The organism is Pseudomonas sp. NY15435 (assembly GCF_048068295.1).
Lineage (GTDB): Bacteria > Pseudomonadota > Gammaproteobacteria > Pseudomonadales > Pseudomonadaceae > Pseudomonas.
In genome coordinates this window covers 328,102-346,103 of the sequence record NZ_JBLUQA010000006.1, presented here as the reverse complement: position 1 = coordinate 346,103, position 18,002 = coordinate 328,102, and the positions used below count along the sequence as shown (strand labels likewise).

Genomic DNA, 18,002 nt, shown 5'->3' with positions numbered 1-18,002 from the left:
ACTTTCATTGCCCTTGGAAAAATCCCACACGGAAAACCGAAGGCGGCCTCACAAGGGTGCGCCCAAGGAGCAATTGATGAAGTACAAAGTCACCATGGTTTTCGGAACCCGTCCGGAAGCCATCAAGATGGCCCCCCTCGCCCGCGTCCTCCGCCGTACTCCGGAAATCGAGCTGCGTATCTGCTCCACCGGCCAGCATCGCGAGATGCTACAGCAAGTACTGGACTCCTTCGAACTGGAGGTCGATGAAGACCTCGATGTGATGACCCAGGGTCAGACACTCAACAGCCTGTCGCTGCAGATGATGGGCAAGCTGGACGATAGCTACGACCGCCATCGTCCGGACATCGTGCTGGTACACGGTGATACCACTACCAGTTTCATCGCTGCCCTCACCGCCTTCCACCGGCAGATTCCGGTGGGCCACGTCGAGGCTGGCCTGCGCACCGGCAATATCCACCAGCCCTGGCCGGAGGAAGCCAACCGTCGCCTTACCGCAGTGATCGCCGACCTGCACTTCCCGCCAACCAAGGCCTCGCGCGACAACCTGCTGCGCGAGGGGGTGAACATCGATCAGATCGAGGTCACTGGTAACACGGTGATCGATGCCCTGCTGTGGATGCGCGAGCACCTGCACGAAACCAACTGGAAACCCGCGGCTGATTCCCCCCTGGCCAAATTCACCGGTGACCGCCGTCTGGTGCTGATCACCGGCCACCGCCGGGAGAACTTCGGCAAGGGTTTCGAGCGCATCTGCCTGGCCCTGGCGGAACTTGGCCAGCGCTTCCCCGACGTGGACTTCGTCTACCCGGTGCACCTCAACCCGCAGGTGCAGAACGCCGTCTACGGCCTGCTCTCTGACAAGCCGAACATCCACCTGATCGCCCCACAGGATTACCAGCACTTCGTCTGGCTGATGGACCGTGCCTATTTCATCCTCACCGATTCGGGCGGCATCCAGGAAGAAGCCCCGGCGCTGGGCAAACCGCTGCTGGTGCTGCGCCGCGTCACCGAACGCCCCGCCGTGCTGGAAGGCGGCACCGTGGTGCTGGTAGGCACCAACACTGGCCGCATCGTCAGCGAAGCCAGCCACCTGCTGCGCGACGAGGAAGTCTACGAACAGATGAGCCGGGTATTCAGCCCTTATGGTGACGGCCATGCCAGCGAGAAGATCGTCGCCCGGCTGCTGTCCTGGTTCGGTGAATCACGCACGCCAAGCGAGTTCGAATGAGCCTCGAACTGGTCGATATCCTCACTTACGTTCTCTATGCCCTGAAGTACCTGGCGATCATCCTGGCCGCGCTGATGTTCCTGCTCGGCCTGGATGACCTGTTCATCGACCTGGTGTATTGGGGTCGGGTGCTGGTACGGCGCTTCCGCATCTACAACCGCTTCGACCGGGCCGACGAGGAGCGCCTCTTCGCCGCCCCGGAAAAGCCGCTGGCGATCATGGTACCGGCCTGGAACGAGGTCGGCGTGGTGGGCGAGATGGCCCGCCTGGCGGCTTCCACCCTGGACTACGAGAACTACCAGATATTCGTCGGCACCTACCCCAACGACCCGCAGACCCAGGCGGACGTGGACGCGGTGTGCCTGCACTACCCCAACGTGCACAAGGTGGTCTGCGCGCGGCCCGGCCCCACCAGCAAGGCCGACTGCCTGAACAACATTATCGATGCCATCCTGCGCTTCGAGGCCGACGCCCGCATCGAGTTTTCCGGCTTCATCCTGCATGACGCCGAAGACGTCATCTCGCCGCTGGAACTGCGCCTGTTCAACTACCTGCTGCCGGCCAAGGACCTGATCCAGATTCCGGTCTACCCCTATGCCCCGGAATGGACCGGTTTCACCGCCGGCCACTATGTCGACGAGTTCGCCGAGAACCACGGCAAGGACGTGCCAGTGCGCGAGGCGCTGACCGGCCAGGTGCCCAGCGCCGGCGTCGGCACCTGCTTCAGCCGTCGCGCCATCGCCGCGCTGCTGGAAGACGGCGACGGCATCGCCTTCGATGTGCAGAGTCTCACCGAGGACTACGACATCGGCTTCCGCCTCAAGCAGAAGGGCATGAAGTGCATCTTCGCCCGCTACTCCATCACCGACCCGCAGTTGGCACTGAAGAACGAATGGGTGCCGGGCATGGACCGGCGCTTCTCCCAGGTCATCTGCGTGCGCGAACACTTCCCGCGCACCTGGCAGCACGCCATCCGGCAGAAGTCCCGGTGGATCACCGGGATCGTCTTCCAGGGCACGCGCAACCTGGGCTGGAGCAGCAAGACCATGCTCAACTACTTCCTCTGGCGCGACCGCCGGGGGCTGATCGCCTACCTGCTGAGCTTCCTGGTCAACCTGCTGTTCCTGGTGCTGATCACCATGTGGCTGATCACCAGCCTGTCGCCCAACGCCTGGCGCTTCCCGTCGATCCTCGAAGGCAGCCAGCTGCTGGTGGTGCTGCTGTTCCTCAATGGCCTGATGCTGCTCAACCGGCTGTTCCAGCGCTTCTGGTTCGTCACCCGCTTCTACGGCATCTTCGAGGGGCTGCTGTCGGCGCCACGGATGATGTGGAGCAACTTCGTCAACTTCTTCGCCAACCTGCGCGCGCTCAAGCAGGTGATGGAGATGGGCGACTCGCGCCGCGTGGCCTGGGACAAGACTACCCACGAGTTCCCCGCCCTCGCCGGCCCGCAGCGCACGCCGCTGGGCCAGCGCCTGAAAGAAAAGGGCCTGATCACCGAGGAGCAGCTGCAAGCGGCGCTGACCAACCCGGTTCGCCGCCGGCTCGGCCGCGAGCTGCTGTTGCGTGAGCTGATCACCAGCACCCAACTGGTGGAAACCCTGGCCGAGGAACTGGGTGAGGAATGGGCGCCGCTCAACCCCTTCACCCTCGATCCGAAGCTGATCGAAGCGCTACCGCGCAAGATGGCGCTGCGCTATGCGGTGCTGCCGGTGGCTGAGGAAGGCAACACGCTGGTCCTGGCCTGTGAGCAGCAGATCAGCCAGGTCTCCCTCGGGGCCATCAGCCGCCACCTCAAGCGCCCGGTGCGCGGCCGCCTGGCTCCGCAGGGCCGCGTCACCCTGGGCCTGCGCCACTGGTACGGCGGCCGCCACCAGACCGATGAGACCCGCGCCATCGTCGAAGCACTCAGACAGCACCACGGCGATGAAGCCCTGATGGAGCGCCTCTGTGGCCACGTGGTGATGTTCGGCACCCTGCTGCAGGTACGCGGGATGGTGCCGCCGAGCCTCTTCAACCAGGCCCTGATCGACTTCGACCCCGAGCAGGATTCCCTCGGTGAACACCTGATCAAGCGCGGCATGATCACCCAGCAGGTGCTCGAAGAAGCGCTCAAGGAACAGGCCAGCGAACAGCACGAGGCCTATCGCATCGCCCGGGAGGCCGTGTGAAACCGCAACAAACCCTGCTTTACGGCCTGATCCTGGCGAGCATCGCAGCGCCACTGGCGCAGGCCGCCGATGACCAGCTCACGGAGTTCCAGCGCTTCCGCAGCTTCCCCTACCTCGACAAGGGCTACAAGGAAGCGAAGAAGAACAACTGGGCGGAAGTCGAACGCCTGATGCGCCACCTGCTCGACCGCGTGCCCAACAACACCGAGGCGCGTGCCCTGCTTATCCAGGCCCTGGCCAAGCAGCAGCGCTTCGCCGATGCCGAGAAGGAAGCCCAGGCCCTCGCCGGCACTGATGCCGGTGCACAAGCACTGACCGAACTGCGCCTGGACCTGATCGAGAACGGCCCACCACCCGAAGCCCAGGTCAACCAGTGGCTGGCCCACACCAGCAACGCCAACGAGCGCGTGCGGCTGTGGCAGGCCTACAGCCTCAAGCTCGGCCAAACCCAAGGCGCCGCCAAGGCGCTGGACTGGCTCGGCACCCTGCCGCCGGGCAGCGATGGACGCGTTCTGCGCGAGGCCCGGGCCAACTGGGCCGAACAGTTGCGCGACTGGGACACCACTATCGCCCAGTTGGCGCCGCTGGCAGCTGCCCACCAGCTCTCCGCCGTGGACTGGAATCGGCTCGCCAACGCCTATGCCCAGCGCCTGGACGAGAAGCCGCTGGAGCAACTGATCCAGCAGGCCCCGGATGCCGATGCGGCGCGCAAGGCGCGGCTGGCGATCATCGACCGCGCCATCGCCGTCGAGCAGACCGAAGTGGCCAAGCGCTGGCTGCTCACCCTGCCGGAGCAGGACCGCAACGATCCGACGCGCCAGGCGCAACTGCTCGAAGTCGCCCGAGACAGCAGCGACACCTCGCTGGTGGAAAAGCTCAGCGACGCCCAGAACCGTCCCTGCCTGGAAACCACCGAATGGCTCTCGCGCCACGACCAGGCCGCGGCGTTGCAGAAACTTCAGCAGTGCAAACCTGCTGACGACCCGAAGACCTGGCTGGTATTGGCCCAGCGCCTGGACGCCACCGACCTGCTGGAAAACACCCGGCTGCCCGAACCCTGGGATACCGCCCGGCGTGACCAATTGGTGGACTCCTGGCGCCGCCAGGGCCGCAGCGACCTGGCGCTGGCCTGGCTGTCGCGCCAGCCGCAGACACCCGACACCGTGCGCCAGCGCGCCGAACTGCTGCAGGCCCGTGGCCGCACCGGTGAGGCGGCGGCGCTGTGGGAGCAGCGCTACCGCCAGACCGGCGACCTCAAGGCGCTGGACCAGGCCAGCTACCTCGCCCTCAATGCCGGGCGCACCGAGCGCGCCAAGCAGTTGCTGGAGAGTGCCTACGACCGCCGCGGCGGCAATCTGCCGCCTGCCCTGCTGCAGCGCCTCGCCAGCATCCACGCGCGCAGCGACACGCCGCTGGATGTCGCGCGCATCGAAGCCCTGCTGCCCAAAGCCGACCCGGTCTCGCGCGGCTACCTGCTTGGCCGCCTGGCCGAGGCCGGGCGCTGCGACGCCCTGCAGCGCTACCTCAGCCCGGACTCCAACACCCCCGGCGAATTGCGCGCCCTCGGGCGTTGCGCCATGCCCGCGCGCCCCGGCGAAGCAGTGGTCTACTACCAGGCCGCCATCGCCCACGGCGACAAGGACAGCCAGTTGCCGCTGGCCTATGCCCTGGAAGCTGCTGGCGATCCTGCCGGCGCGCTGAGCATCTTCAACGCCCTACCCGCCGGTGAACTCAACGACAACGCCCGCCTCACCGCCAGCCGCGCCGCGCTGCTCACCGGCGACAACGCCGCTGCCGAGCGCTACTGGCAGCAGGCGAAGAAAGGCAGCGCGGACGACTGGGCACTGGGCGCCAACATCGCCGATGCCCGTGGCGACTATCCTCTTGCCCTTACCCGGCACCGCGAGGCCCTCCAGCACGAACCCAACGGCCAGCACTTCTACAACGCCGCCGGCAGCGCACAAAAGGCCGGCGACAAACAGCAGAGCAAGCTCTGGCTGGCCGAGGCAGTCCGGCGCGAACCCAACAACCCGCGCTTCCGTGCCGACTACGGCATGCGCCTGGCCGGCACCGACACGCCGCAAGAGCGCCGCACCGCGATCCCCTATCTGGAACGCGCCACCCGCGACTACCCCGAGGACTTCCGCCTGGGCGAAACCCTGGCCTGGCGCTACGACGAAGCCGAGGACAGCTTCGCCGCCCGCCGCGAACTGCGCCGGGTGATCGACCTGGAACAGGACCCGGTGGCAGCCGACGACGAGTACGGCAGCCTCGAAGCCCGCCGCTACCGTCAGCGCCGCGCGCACCAGGTGCTGTCCCAGCGCGACAACCTGACCATCGCCAGCACCTGGTCCCCCGCGGGCGTGACCACCGTGCCGATACTCAATGGTGACAACCACACCGGCGACCGCCGCCGCGCCCAGTCGCAGAACCTGCAGACCTTCATCTGGGACCACGCCCTGGGCGAGGAACCGACCCGCAACGGCAGCACCCTCTCGGTCTATGGCCGGGCAATCGCCGGCAACGAAGGGCGCAAGCAGTACACCCAGACCCTCGCCGCCGGTTTCGGCCTGCGCTACAAGCCCTTTGGCGACTACAACCTCAATCTCTACAGCGAGCTGTACAAACAGAACACCGTGAACGACGACGGCGACTCCGACTACGCCTTCGACGGCATTCGCCTGCACGAGATCGGCACACCCGAGAAGTTCGAACGCTACGTGCGCCAGCGCGACAAGTACGGCCAGACCTCCACCGACTTCCTGCTGCGCGCCACCGCGTCCTTCCTCGACCAGGGCGAATACCGCAACGACTGGCGCGTGGACGAGAGCGACTGGGACGAGCGCTTCCTCTACACCGACTTCGCCTGGTGGACCCACGCTGGCGATCACCAGTGGGTCTCGCGCTACCAGCAGGGCCACACCTGGAAGCTGCCGGTGGACTCGCCGCAGACGATCATGCCGTACGGCTTCGCCGAGTTCTCCGCGCAGGACCCGAGCAACGACTGGCGCCAGGACCTGCGCAGCGGCGTCGGCCTGCGCTGGCAGTACTGGTACGGCGAGGACCGCTACAACGCCTACCGCGCCCACGTCACCGTGCGCACCGAGTACCAACTGGGCATGGCGGGCAATCTCTATGAACAGGCCAACGGCTGGCTGGTGGGACTCGAGGTGAACTTCTGATGCGCCGTCTGATGTTCGCCCTCGCCCTGCTCTTCTCTGCTGTCGTGGCGCACGCCGATGACCGCCTGTTCTATCAGCCGCTGAATGTCGACGCCTCGCTGAGCGACGCGCAGTGGCAACAGCTCTGGCGCGCCAGTGCGGCCCAGGGCGCGAAAACCCTGATCGTGCAATGGACTGCCTACGGCGACTCCGACTTCGGCGGCGCCAGTGGCTGGCTCGCGCGCTCCCTGAAAAGCGCCCACGACAGCGGCCTGCAACTGGTGCTCGGTCTGTACATGGACCCGGCCTACTACCAGCGCCAGAGCGAGCTGGACACGCCCGGCCTGGAAGCCTACTGGCAGCACCAGTTGGGCCGCTCCCTGGCGCAGCAGCGGCAGGTGAGCGAGCAGTGGAAACTGCCGGTCGCCGCCTGGTATCTGCCGATGGAATTGGACGACTGGAACTTCCAGGCCGTCGAACGCCGTCAGGCCCTGCAACATCAGCTCAAGGACTTTGCCGGGCAACTGAAGGCGCCGCTGCAACTGAGCGCCTTCTCTGGCGGCAAGCTTTCGCCCCAGGTGTATGGCAACTGGCTGGGACAGATCGCCGGGCTGGGCGTACAGGTCTGGTGGCAGGACGGCGCGGGTACCGGCGCGCTGCCTGAGCGCGTGCGCCAGGCTTACGCCGCCGCCCTGCCCTGCTCGGTCGGCATCGTCCGCGAAGCTTTCCGCCAGACCAGCGCCGCCGGCCAGCCCTTCCACGCCGAGCCTGCCGCGCCTTCCAGCGCGTCCACCGGCTGCCACCCCAGTGCCGTCTTCGAGGTGCGCTACCGGCCCTGGGGCAAGCCCTTGCTGGATAACCAGCAGGCACGGGCCGGCATCTCCCTCCACCCTTGATACCAACCCCCGCGCGCAACCTGCCGATGGCCGCGCGGGGGTATGAGAGTTCGTCTATGCTCGCGCGAGCGATCCCGCCCCCGTACAGGACCGTTCATGTTCAAGACCATCGAATCGGAAGTCGTGAAACAGCACGTTTCACCTGAACTGCGCGCCGAGTTTCTGCAACATGATTTCGAGCGGCTAAAAGGCTTCAGTCTGCTGGTATTCGGCATCAGCATCGGTATCTGGCTTCTCTTCGACCTGATCGTCAGCTTCCAGACCGGCCAGGGTTTCAGCTACATCTCGCTGCTGTTCCTCGCCGCCTTCCTCGTCCTCTTCGCCCTCGCCGCAGTGGCCCGCCGCGCCCTGCACTTCTACCTGATCAACTTTGCCTTCGTCGTGACTTTCGCCTGGGGAGCTCGCCTGCTGATCGAGGGCATACCCAGCGACGTTCGCCAGGCCTGGCTGGTGATCTGCGCCTCCACCGTGCTTTACAGCGCGACGGTACTGCCGCTGAACCGCCCGGCCTTCTTCGCGGTATTGCTCGTCACCTGGGTACTGCTCAACCCGTTCCTGGGAAACGTGCCCGAGTTCAACGTGCGCCACAGCATGCTGATCTGCTACCCGGTCTTCATCAGCGCGCTCACGGTGTACATCTTCCACCACCTCAGCCAGGCCAAGCTGCATAACTACGCCATGGCCCGCCTGCTGCTGGACCAGGCCTACATCGATACCCTCACCGGAATTCCCAACCGCCGCTCCTTCATGGCCCGCGTGGGCAAGCGCCTGGAGGAGGACGGCGAGCAACGCTACCTGGCGATGATCGACATCGACCATTTCAAGCGGGTCAACGACACCTACGGCCACGACATCGGCGACGAAGTGCTGACCCGCGTCGCGCTGGCGATCAAGCATCAGATGGGTGACTTCGAATTCGCCCGGCTGGGAGGCGAGGAGTTCGGCCTGTACCTCTGGGGCCTGAACGCCGACCAGGCGCAGGCGCGGGTCGAGCAATTGCGCCAGGCCACCGCGGACCTGCCCGGCCACCCCAACGTCACCATCAGCCTCGGTCTCGCCCACCTGAGCCTGGAGGGCAGTCTCAGCGATGCGCTGATCAAGGCTGACAAGGCGCTCTACAGCTCCAAGCACAATGGCCGCAATCAAACGACCTATTCGCCCTGAGTGAAACGAAAAAGGCCCGCGAATGCGGGCCTCTTCATGCTGGTGTCCCGGAGAGGGGTCGAACCTCCAACCTTCCCCTTAGGAGGGGGACGCTCTATCCAATTGAGCTACCGGGACAATCGGGTCGGCATGTTAACCACCGACGGGCGTTTTGTCATGCCGCCGCCACCAGCCCGGTCCATAATTTCGTCGTCAGCCGGAGAAACACCATGACCACAGACGACGGTGCCCTGCCCGATTCCCCGTTCGCCACCTTCGATGTGCGCGTCGCCACGGCCGATGATGCGGCGGCCCTCGCTCCGCTGCTGCAGCAGTTGGGCACGCACGATCCGCTGCCCGATATTGCACTGCTCGCGCTTGCTCTAGACAACCAGCAGCCATCGCGGGTGACACTGATCGCCGAGCGCGATGGCGTATTGCTGGGTACTTGCACCCTGCACCTGATCGAGCACATCGCCCACGGCTTTGCGCGCTCGGCGATTCTCGAAGACATGGTGGTGGACAGCCGTGCACGCGGTCAGGGCATTGGCCAGGCGTTGATCGGCCGGGCCGTGGAATGGGCGCGGGACTGGAAGTGCTACAAGCTGGCGCTCTCCAGCCACCAGGACCGGGAAATGGCCCACCGTTTCTATGCGGCGATGGGCTTCGCGCCCCACGGCGTCAGCCTCTCGCTGAGCCTGGACTGACCTCAGCTGGCCTGGGCGTCCGGCGGGGCGAGCAGATCCAGCAGGTGGCCCACAGTGACATCCAGCGACACCGAGTTGTCCAGCTCCACCAGCGGCCCAGGCAGGCCATCGGCGAAGTGCGCATTGCGCGCCAGGCGCTCCTCGATTTCCGCCGGCGTCTCGCGACCGCGCTTGAGCAGGCGCTGGCGCAGTACCTCGGTTTCGACCTTAAGCAACACAGCAATCAGCTGCGGATAACGACGGCGCGCCTCGGGCAGGTACTTGCGTGAGCCATTGACCAGCACGTCATGGCCTGCGGCGAGCCAGTCATCGATCTCTCGCCCAATGCCGTAATGCAGACCATTGGCGCGCCAGCTCATGGCGAAGGCGCCGGCGTGTTCCAGGCGAATAAACTCCTCGACGCTCACCGAATGGGCTTCTTCCCCGCGCGCTTCGGCGGAACGGGTGATCACGCGCCGGACTATCCGGCAATCCATCGCGGCCAGGGGAGCGCTGGCGGCCTGCAACACGCTGTCCTTGCCAGAACCCGAAGGGCCCATCAGGAAAATCAGTCTGCCTGGGGTCATAAGACTCTCGGTGCACCCGCGGCTCGGCGCTACTTCAATTTTGATCCGCGGGGCGGATAATACCCTTTGGCTTGTGCGATATCAGTGAAATCGCAGGGCGACACACCCCGCACGCACCCGTCGCTGCCTCGCTGCCTCGCTGCCAGACGCTGTGCCATCATGGATATCCGCGACGAAGTGCCTGCATCAGGCTGCTCAACGGCAGGCAGGAGCCCAGCACATATCGACTACGCTGAGGGAAACCGGCAAATCGCCAGCTTTCTCTGCAGATCCAATCCAAAGAAGGGTCTGCCTAGACGGTCTCATTTCGGACGATTGGTGCTGGCATTTAGCCTTCACCCGAGACACAATATGCCGAAGGTTTGACGTCAAGTTATTGGATATTTTTTCAAAAGCTTTGACGACGCGCTGAACGGCCATTGGAAATCGCTGTCAAAGGGCCTGAACGAACGCTGACCCATGGCATCGGCCTCCCTGACTTACAGGTTTAAAGTATGCGCCCATTGAAACAGGCAACCCCCACCTACTCCAGCCGTACTGCTGACAAATTCGTCGTACGTCTGCCCGAAGGCATGCGTGAGCGTATCGCCGACGTCGCCCGCAGCCACCACCGCAGCATGAACTCCGAGATCATTGCGCGTCTCGAACAGAGCCTGCTGCAGGAAGGCGCCCTGCAGGACAACCTGGGCATCCGCCTGGACAGCCCGGAGCTCAGCTTGCACGAGCGCGAACTGCTGCAGCGTTTCCGTCAGCTGACCCATCGTCAGCAGAACGCCCTGATCGCCCTGATCGCGCACGATGCCGAGATGGCTCAGAACGACGCCTGACTCATTCGCGATACCAGAAACAGCCGGCCCCGAGCCGGCTTTTTCATACCTGCGATTTGCCCAAGCACATGATCACGGCCACAAAAAAGCCGCCTCATGGGCGGCTTTTTCGGCGCAGCTGGCGCTACATCAGGAACAGCGTGGCCAGTCCGAGGAAGATGAAGAAGCCGCCGCTATCGGTCATGGCGGTGATCATCACGCTGGAGCCCATGGCCGGGTCGCGCCCCAGACGCAGCAGCGTCATCGGGATCAATACCCCCATCAGCGCGGCAAGCAGCAGGTTCAGCGTCATGGCGCCGGTCATGACAGCACCCAGCTCCCAGTTGCCATACAGGTAGAAGGCGACCAGGCCGATCACCCCACCCCACACCAGGCCATTCACCAGTGCCACGCCCAGCTCCTTGCGCAGCAGGCGGTTGGCGCTGCTGGTCTGGATCTGGTCCAGGGCCATGGCACGGACGATCATGGTGATGGTCTGGTTGCCGGAGTTGCCACCGATGCCGGCTACGATGGGCATCAGTGCCGCCAGCGCCACCAGCTTCTCGATGGAACCCTCGAACAGGCCGATCACCCGCGAGGCGATGAAGGCGGTCACCAGGTTGGTGGCCAGCCAGGCCCAACGGTTGCCGACCGATTTCCAGACCGAGGCGAAGATGTCTTCCTCTTCGCGCAGACCGGCCATGTTCAGCACTTCGCTTTCGCTTTCCTCACGGATCAGGTCGACCATCTCGTCGATGGTCAGACGGCCGATCAGTTTGCCGTTCTTGTCCACCACGGGAGCGGAAATCAGGTCGTAACGCTCGAACGCCTGGGCGGCGTCGTAGCCGTCCTCGTCGGGGCTGAAGGTCACCGGATCAGTGGCCATGACTTCCGCCACGTCCTTGTCGGGATCGTTCACCAGCAGACGCTTGATCGGCAGCACGCCCTTGAGCACGCCGTCATAGTCGACCACGAAGAGCTTGTCGGTGTGGCCAGGCAGTTCCTTCAGGCGGCGCAAGTAGCGCAGCACCACTTCCAGGCTGACGTCGTCGCGGATAGTGACCATCTCGAAGTCCATCAGCGCGCCGACCTGGTCTTCCTCGTAGGACAGCGCCGAACGCACACGCTCGCGCTGCTGCTGATCGAGGGTTTCCATGAGCTCGTGAACGACATCGCGCGGCAGTTCCGGCGCGAGGTCCGCGAGTTCGTCGGCGTCCATGTCCCTGGCCGCGGCGAGGATCTCGTGATCGTCCATGTCGGCGATCAGAGTCTCCCGAACGGAGTCGGAAACTTCGAGGAGGATGTCGCCGTCGCGCTCGGCCTTGACCAACTGCCAGACCGTCAGGCGGTCATCCAGCGGCAGGGACTCGAGGATGTGGGCGATGTCGGCCGGGTGCAGTTCTTCCAGCTTGCGCTGGAGTTCCGCCAGGTTCTGGCGGTGCACGAGGTTTTCGACGCGGTCTTGATGCTGGCCTTCCTGACGGTGCGTCAGGTCTTCCACCAGCTTGTGCTTGTGCAGCAGATCGACCACCTGATTGAGGCGGTCCTGCAGGCTTTCCTGCGGCTTCTTGGCTTCTACTTCGGTCATAGCACGCTCCACCCCCAGTGGCAGAACGGGCCAGAGGGGATCAATACATCAGGTCGTGTGTACGCAATCGGGGTTCTGAGTAACTACTGGGTAAGTCCATGGTGGTGTCCCATGCGCCCATCGAGGGCAGATGCGGGAAATGATAACACTCCGGGGTGTATTAGGCGTTACAAAATGGCGGCCAGAACAATCGCTTGCGGGCGAAAGTTCACTGCCGAATCACTGCCCGGTTCGACGCCCGAAAGCTCCCACAGGACACCCGGCCCCGACTGACAAATTCCACTCCTAGGCTGCTGGCAGGCCCGCCCTCAAGGAACAAACCATGCGCCTGCCTGCCCTGCTCATTTCACTCCTGACCCTATGGCTACCGACCAGCGAGGCGGCCTCGGTGTTCCGCTGTACGGCTGCCGATGGCAGCGTGCTCTTCAGTCAGTATGGCTGCCCTGTGGAACGACAGCAGGAAATCCAGGAAGCCAGCAATCCCACACCGGGCAGCGGCAAGCCGGTACCGATGGCGCGAACACAGGAAGCCACCCCACAGAAGCCTGCGGCGCGCAGCAGAGGCCAGAGCAAGGATGCCGAGCACGAAGCCGTGGTGATCGTTGGCGAGCAACAGAACGGCTGCGGCAACCGTGTCACAGGCAGCGCACGGCGCAAGGCAATCATCGCGGGGAGGATCAGGACAGGCATGACGCGCAGTGACGTGGAGAGCGCCCTGGGGCGACCCGACAGGGTCAGCCAGCACAACGAGACGCTGCGCTATCACTACGAGGCGGACAAGAAGCACGGCTCGCGCACCGTGACCTTCGATGAGGATGGCTGCGTGATGGGCAAGGCAAAACGCTGAGTGCGCCGCTCAAGTTCTTCGAAAGCAGTGCTTTTCGAAGAGAAAGTTTTCCGAAGACGAGATTTTTCGAGCACAAAGAAAAAGGGCCTGCATTTCTGCAGGCCCTTTTGTATATGGCGCACTCAGGAGGATTCGAACCTCCGACCGCTCGGTTCGTAGCCGAGTACTCTATCCAGCTGAGCTATGAGTGCGCTGATGAGGGCGCAAATTCTAGTGAGATTCTTCTGACCTGTCAACAAGATTTTTCAATCTTTTCAGTCACTTACGTAACCGGACAACTCATCGCACCAGAGGATGCAATGGCGGAGAGGGGGGGATTCGAACCCCCGACACCCTTTTGAGGTGTACTCCCTTAGCAGGGGAGCGCCTTCGGCCACTCGGCCACCTCTCCGCAACACGGGGCGCATGATATCCATGTTTTCCCCGTTTGCAAAGAAAAATTTTAGAAAAATTAATGGTTTGGTTCTTGGTCTTTCTCTTTCTGGATGCGCTGGTAGATTTCCTCACGGTGCACAGCAACTTCCTTCGGCGCATTCACACCGATACGCACCTGATTACCTTTGACGCCCAGTACAGTCACGGTGACGTCATCACCGACCATCAGGGTCTCTCCGACCCGGCGTGTCAGAATCAGCATTCCTTTCTCCTTACGTGTTACGGGATAAGCAGTCTGCAAAAAAAGAAATGGTGGCAGATTCGTATAGATCAAGTGCGCGAATCCTTCACCCAAGTATTGACCAGTCCTGCCGGAAAGAAAGTTCCTGTCAGACAGTCAAAAACGACAAAAGGCGCGGGGTAGCCGCGCCTTTCTGTATATCCCGCCTTACTCGCCCTGTCGGGCCGGGGCGTCGAGTTCAAAAGCGGTGTGCAGGGCACGGACCGCCAACTCGAGGTACTTCTCTTCGATGACCACGGACACCTTGATCTCGGAGGTGGAGATCATCTGGATGTTGATGGTTTCCTTGGCCAGGGCTTCGAACATGCGGCTGGCAACACCGGCGTGGGAGCGCATGCCGACGCCGACGATGGAAACCTTGGCGATGTTGGTGTCGCCGGTGGCTTCGCGCGCACCAATGGTGATGGCGGTCTGCTTGAGGATTTCCAGGGCGGCCTGGTAGTCGTTGCGGTGCACGGTGAAGGTGAAGTCGGTGGTGTTATCGTGCGCGACGTTCTGCACGATCATATCGACTTCGACATTGGCGGCACTGATCGGGCCGAGAATCTTGAAAGCAACGCCGGGGGTATCCGGTACGCCACGGATGGTCAGCTTGGCTTCGTCGCGGTTGAAGGCGATGCCGGAGATGATCGGCTGTTCCATGGATTCCTCTTCATCAAGGGTAATGAGGGTGCCCGGACCCTCCTGGAAGCTGTGCAGCACGCGCAGCGGGACGTTGTACTTGCCGGCGAATTCCACCGAGCGGATCTGCAGCACCTTGGAGCCGAGGCTGGCCATTTCCAGCATCTCTTCGAAGGTGATCTTGTCCAGGCGGCGCGCCTGCGGCACGACACGCGGATCGGTGGTGTAGACGCCGTCGACATCGGTGTAGATCTGGCACTCGTCGGCCTTCAGTGCCGCCGCCAGGGCCACGCCGGTGGTGTCGGAACCGCCACGACCGAGGGTAGTGATGTTGCCCTGCTCGTCCACACCCTGGAAGCCAGCGACAACGACTACGCGGCCAGCTTTCAGATCTGCGCGAATGTTCGCATCGTCGATGCTCAGGATACGCGCCTTGGTGTGGGAACTGTCGGTCAGGATACGGACCTGATTACCGGTGTAGGAAACCGCCGGCACGCCGCGCTTCATCAGCGCCATGCTCAACAGGGCAATGGTCACCTGTTCGCCGGTGGAGACCATCACGTCCAGCTCGCGCGGAATCGGCTGGTCCATGATCTGTTTCGCCAGACCAATCAGGCGGTTGGTTTCACCGCTCATGGCGGAAACCACCACGACGATGTCGTCACCCGCTTCACGGAATTTCTTCACCTTCTCGGCTACCTGCTCGATTCTCTCGACGGTGCCGACGGAGGTCCCTCCAAACTTCTGTACGATCAAAGCCATTTCAAAAGCCGCCTGATTCCTGAAGGGCGCCCATTAAACATGCATCACCGCATGCTGCCAAGGCCCGCCGGACGCGCTGCGGGCCCCGTATTTCAGGGCCTTTAGAGGCCCTGTTGAACAAACTTGACTGCCAGCGCCAGAGCTTCGTCCAGCTTGCCGGCATCGACACCACCGCCCTGGGCCATGTCCGGGCGACCACCGCCCTTCCCGCCCACCGCAGCCGCGGCCTGCTTCATCAGATCGCCAGCTTTCAGCTTGGCGGTCAGGTCCTGGGTCACGCCGGCCACCAGCACGACCTTCTCTTCGAACACACCGCCCAGCAGGATCACGCCGCTGCCCAGCTTGTTCTTCAACTGGTCGACCAGCGCCAGCAGCGCCTTGCCGTCCAGGCCGTCGAGACGCGAGGACAGCACCTTCACACCGCCGACTTCCACGGCGGATCCCGCCAGGTCGTCACCGGCCGCGCTGGCGGCCTTGGCCTTGAGCTGTTCCAGCTCTTTTTCCAGCTGACGGTTGCGCTCGATCAGACCGGAGAGCTTGTCCAGCAGGTTGTCACGGCTGCCCTTGACCAGGCCCGCTGCTTCCTTGAGCTGCTCTTCGGCGCCATTGAGGTAGGCCAGCGCAGCGCCGCCGGTAACCGCTTCGATACGGCGCACGCCGGAAGCCACACCGCCTTCGCTGGTGATCTTGAACAGGCCAATGTCGCCGGTGCGGGACACGTGGGTACCGCCGCACAGCTCGACGGAGAAGCTGCCGCCCATGCTCAGCACGCGAACCTGGTCACCGTACTTCTCGCCGAACAGCGCCATGGCGCCCTTGTTCTTGGCGGACTCGATGTCGGTCTCTTCGGTCTCGACCTCGGAATTCTTGCGAATTTCGCGGTTGACGATGTCTTCCAGCTGCTTCAACTGCTCGGGCTTGATCGCCTCGAAGTGGCTGAAGTCAAAGCGCAGGCGCTGGCTATCGACCAGCGAGCCCTTCTGCTGGACGTGATCGCCCAGCACCTGGCGCAGCGCGGCGTGCAGCAGGTGGGTCGCGGAGTGGTTCAGCGCGGTGGCCTGGCGCACGGAAGCGTCGACCTCGGCCTTCACCGCTGCGCCCACGCTCAGGCTGCCCTGGGCAACCACACCGTGGTGCAGGTGCGCGCCGCCAGCCTTGGTGGTGTCGCGCACATCGAAGCGCACGCCGGCACCTTGCAGGTAACCGCTGTCACCGATCTGGCCACCGGACTCGGCGTAGAACGGGGTCTGGTCGAGGACGACTACGCCCTCCTCGCCTTCGCTCAGTTGCTCGACGGCCTTGCCGTCCTTGAACAGGGCGATGATCTGGCCAGCGCCGGAAACGCCCTGGTAGCCGAGGAAGCGGGTATCGCCATCCACTTTTACCAGGCTGTTGTAGTCCATGCCGAAGGCACTGGCGGAGCGGGCACGCTCACGCTGGGCTTCCATCTCGCGCTCGAAGCCTTCCTCATCAAGAGTCAGGCTGCGCTCGCGGGCGATGTCGTTGGTCAGGTCCACCGGGAAGCCATAGGTGTCGTAGAGCTTGAACACCACGTTGCCGGGGATGACGCTGCCCTTGAGCTCGGACAGGTCCTGCTCGAGGATCTTCAGGCCCTGCTCGAGGGTCTTGGCGAACTGCTCTTCCTCGGTCTTCAGCACGCGCTCGATGTGCGCCTGCTGCTGCTTGAGCTCGGGGAAGGCTTCGCCCATCTCGCCGACCAGCGCGGCAACGATCTTGTGGAAGAAAGTGCCCTTGGCGCCCAGCTTGTTACCGTGGCGGCAGGCGCGACGGATGATGCGGCGCAGCACATAGCCACGGCCTTCGTTGGACGGCAGGACGCCGTCGGCGATCAGGAAGCCGCAGGAACGGATATGGTCGGCGACCACTTTCAGCGACGGTGCGTCGTCGTTGGCGCAGCCGATGGCATCGGCCGAAGCCTTGAGCAGGCTCTGGAACAGGTCGATCTCGTAGTTCGAGTGAACGTGCTGCAACACGGCGCTGATGCGCTCCAGGCCCATGCCGGTGTCCACGCTCGGCGCCGGCAGCGCGTGCATGACGCCGTCCGCGGTGCGGTTGAACTGCATGAAGACGTTGTTCCAGATCTCGATGTAGCGGTCGCCGTCTTCTTCCGGGGAGCCAGGCGGGCCGCCCCAGATGTCGGCGCCGTGGTCGAAGAATATCTCGGTGCACGGGCCGCACGGACCGGTGTCACCCATCGCCCAGAAGTTGTCCGACGCGTAGGGAGCGCCCTTGTTGTCGCCGATGCGAACCATGCGCTCGGCCGGGATGCCGACTTCCTGGGTCCAGATGTCGTAGGCCTCGTCATCGGTGGCGTAGACGGTGACCCACAGCTTGTCCTTGGGCAGGTTCAGCCATTTGTCCGAGGTCAGGAATTCCCAGGCGTAGGTGATGGCATCGCGCTTGAAATAGTCGCCGAAGCTGAAGTTGCCCAGCATCTCGAAGAAGGTGTGGTGGCGCGCGGTGTAACCGACGTTTTCCAGGTCGTTGTGCTTGCCGCCGGCACGCACGCACTTCTGGCTGGTGGTGGCGCGGGTGTAGGCGCGCTTTTCCAGGCCCAGGAAGCAGTCCTTGAACTGGTTCATGCCTGCGTTGGTGAACAGCAGGGTCGGGTCGTTCGCGGGAATCAGCGAACTGGACGCTACGCGGGTGTGCCCCTTCTCTTCGAAGAAGCGGAGGAAGGCTTCACGGATTTCAGCGCTTTTCATAGGTTCTTCCACGGAAAAATGCGGCCACGAATCGCCGGCAAAGGGCCGCATTATATCGGCCCCGCATCAAGGTTGTAGTGTCTTTGCGCGATAGTTAACCC

13 protein-coding genes and 3 tRNA genes are annotated in these 18,002 nt (G+C 63.7%); 8 read left to right on the top strand and 8 right to left on the bottom strand.

Going from position 1 to position 18,002, the window contains the following annotated elements; translation table 11 throughout:
• The first annotated feature begins 76 nt into the window (after positions 1–76).
• The 5 genes from wecB (at position 77) to ACNFH5_RS16940 (ending at position 8,623) form a co-directional block, all read left to right on the top strand.
• Positions 77–1,231: a non-hydrolyzing UDP-N-acetylglucosamine 2-epimerase gene (gene wecB / locus ACNFH5_RS16960; protein WP_416747851.1), complete on the top strand. Its 1,155-nt coding sequence runs from the start codon at positions 77–79 to the stop codon at positions 1,229–1,231.
• A complete protein-coding gene (gene nrfB, locus ACNFH5_RS16955) occupies positions 1,228–3,402 on the top strand; it encodes a cyclic di-3',5'-guanylate-activated glycosyltransferase NrfB (RefSeq protein ID WP_416747849.1) in 2,175 nt (724 codons plus the stop codon). Before wecB ends, nrfB begins: the two co-directional genes overlap by 4 nt.
• A complete protein-coding gene (locus tag ACNFH5_RS16950) occupies positions 3,399–6,584 on the top strand; it encodes an NfrA family protein (protein WP_416747847.1) in 3,186 nt (1,061 codons plus the stop codon). The genes nrfB and ACNFH5_RS16950 overlap by 4 nt, the downstream gene beginning before the upstream one ends.
• Positions 6,584–7,459 carry a DUF4434 family protein gene (locus ACNFH5_RS16945; RefSeq protein ID WP_416747845.1) on the top strand — a complete coding sequence of 292 codons (876 nt, stop codon included), beginning with the start codon at positions 6,584–6,586 and terminating at the stop codon, positions 7,457–7,459. Before ACNFH5_RS16950 ends, ACNFH5_RS16945 begins: the two co-directional genes overlap by 1 nt.
• Before the next feature lie 96 nt (positions 7,460–7,555).
• Positions 7,556–8,623: a GGDEF domain-containing protein gene (locus ACNFH5_RS16940; RefSeq protein ID WP_416747843.1), complete on the top strand. Its 1,068-nt coding sequence runs from the start codon at positions 7,556–7,558 to the stop codon at positions 8,621–8,623.
• A gap of 40 nt (positions 8,624–8,663) precedes the next feature.
• Here ACNFH5_RS16940 and ACNFH5_RS16935 read toward each other — a convergent pair.
• Positions 8,664–8,740, bottom strand: a tRNA-Arg gene (locus ACNFH5_RS16935).
• 92 nt (positions 8,741–8,832) lie between these two features.
• Between ACNFH5_RS16935 and ACNFH5_RS16930 the strand changes: the two genes are divergently transcribed.
• Positions 8,833–9,309: a GNAT family N-acetyltransferase gene (locus tag ACNFH5_RS16930; protein WP_416747841.1), complete on the top strand. Its 477-nt coding sequence runs from the start codon at positions 8,833–8,835 to the stop codon at positions 9,307–9,309.
• 2 nt (positions 9,310–9,311) lie between these two features.
• Here the strand turns inward: ACNFH5_RS16930 and phnN are convergent, their stop codons facing one another.
• Positions 9,312–9,875: a phosphonate metabolism protein/1,5-bisphosphokinase (PRPP-forming) PhnN gene (gene phnN, locus ACNFH5_RS16925; RefSeq protein WP_416747839.1), complete on the bottom strand. Its 564-nt coding sequence runs from the start codon at positions 9,873–9,875 to the stop codon at positions 9,312–9,314.
• Between the two features lie 494 nt (positions 9,876–10,369).
• On the opposite strand from phnN, the gene amrZ reads away from it, so the two are divergent.
• Positions 10,370–10,702, top strand: a complete 333-nt coding sequence (gene amrZ / locus ACNFH5_RS16920) for a transcriptional regulator AmrZ (RefSeq protein WP_017517196.1) — start codon at positions 10,370–10,372, stop codon at positions 10,700–10,702.
• A gap of 124 nt (positions 10,703–10,826) precedes the next feature.
• On the opposite strand, the gene mgtE is transcribed toward amrZ, so the two are convergent.
• Positions 10,827–12,269 carry a magnesium transporter gene (gene mgtE, locus ACNFH5_RS16915; protein ID WP_416747836.1) on the bottom strand — a complete coding sequence of 481 codons (1,443 nt, stop codon included), beginning with the start codon at positions 12,267–12,269 and terminating at the stop codon, positions 10,827–10,829.
• Positions 12,270–12,591: 322 nt separating this feature from the next.
• Between mgtE and bamE the strand changes: the two genes are divergently transcribed.
• Positions 12,592–13,116 (top strand): outer membrane protein assembly factor BamE domain-containing protein, encoded by a 525-nt coding sequence (gene bamE / locus ACNFH5_RS16910; protein WP_416747834.1) that lies wholly within the window; start codon positions 12,592–12,594, stop codon positions 13,114–13,116.
• A gap of 114 nt (positions 13,117–13,230) precedes the next feature.
• Here the strand turns inward: bamE and ACNFH5_RS16905 are convergent.
• From ACNFH5_RS16905 to alaS, 5 genes are all read right to left on the bottom strand, one after another.
• Positions 13,231–13,307: transfer RNA gene (locus tag ACNFH5_RS16905), tRNA-Arg, on the bottom strand.
• 109 nt (positions 13,308–13,416) lie between these two features.
• Positions 13,417–13,507 (bottom strand) — tRNA-Ser (locus tag ACNFH5_RS16900).
• Positions 13,508–13,567: 60 nt separating this feature from the next.
• Positions 13,568–13,753, bottom strand: a complete 186-nt coding sequence (gene csrA, locus ACNFH5_RS16895; RefSeq protein ID WP_003085981.1) for a carbon storage regulator CsrA — start codon at positions 13,751–13,753, stop codon at positions 13,568–13,570.
• A 186-nt stretch (positions 13,754–13,939) separates the two neighbouring features.
• On the bottom strand, positions 13,940–15,175 hold the full coding sequence (locus ACNFH5_RS16890) for an aspartate kinase (RefSeq protein ID WP_416747831.1): 1,236 nt from the start codon (positions 15,173–15,175) through the stop codon (positions 13,940–13,942).
• Positions 15,176–15,276: 101 nt separating this feature from the next.
• Entirely contained in the window at positions 15,277–17,901 is a 2,625-nt protein-coding gene (alaS, locus tag ACNFH5_RS16885) for an alanine--tRNA ligase (RefSeq protein ID WP_416747829.1), read from the bottom strand.
• Positions 17,902–18,002 lie beyond the last annotated feature (101 nt).

What these genes read in the sequence shown, in the direction of transcription:
- ACNFH5_RS16940 (WP_416747843.1), top strand. Translation starts at nt 7,556, where the DNA reads ATGTTCAAGACCATCGAATCGGAAGTCGTGAAACAGCACGTTTCACCT.
- alaS (WP_416747829.1), bottom strand. Translation starts at nt 17,901, where the DNA reads ATGAAAAGCGCTGAAATCCGTGAAGCCTTCCTCCGCTTCTTCGAAGAG.
- nrfB (WP_416747849.1), top strand. Translation starts at nt 1,228, where the DNA reads ATGAGCCTCGAACTGGTCGATATCCTCACTTACGTTCTCTATGCCCTG.
- ACNFH5_RS16930 (WP_416747841.1), top strand. Translation starts at nt 8,833, where the DNA reads ATGACCACAGACGACGGTGCCCTGCCCGATTCCCCGTTCGCCACCTTC.
- phnN (WP_416747839.1), bottom strand. Translation starts at nt 9,875, where the DNA reads ATGACCCCAGGCAGACTGATTTTCCTGATGGGCCCTTCGGGTTCTGGC.
- amrZ (WP_017517196.1), top strand. Translation starts at nt 10,370, where the DNA reads ATGCGCCCATTGAAACAGGCAACCCCCACCTACTCCAGCCGTACTGCT.
- bamE (WP_416747834.1), top strand. Translation starts at nt 12,592, where the DNA reads ATGCGCCTGCCTGCCCTGCTCATTTCACTCCTGACCCTATGGCTACCG.
- ACNFH5_RS16945 (WP_416747845.1), top strand. Translation starts at nt 6,584, where the DNA reads ATGCGCCGTCTGATGTTCGCCCTCGCCCTGCTCTTCTCTGCTGTCGTG.
- csrA (WP_003085981.1), bottom strand. Translation starts at nt 13,753, where the DNA reads ATGCTGATTCTGACACGCCGGGTCGGAGAGACCCTGATGGTCGGTGAT.
- ACNFH5_RS16890 (WP_416747831.1), bottom strand. Translation starts at nt 15,175, where the DNA reads ATGGCTTTGATCGTACAGAAGTTTGGAGGGACCTCCGTCGGCACCGTC.
- wecB (WP_416747851.1), top strand. Translation starts at nt 77, where the DNA reads ATGAAGTACAAAGTCACCATGGTTTTCGGAACCCGTCCGGAAGCCATC.
- mgtE (WP_416747836.1), bottom strand. Translation starts at nt 12,269, where the DNA reads ATGACCGAAGTAGAAGCCAAGAAGCCGCAGGAAAGCCTGCAGGACCGC.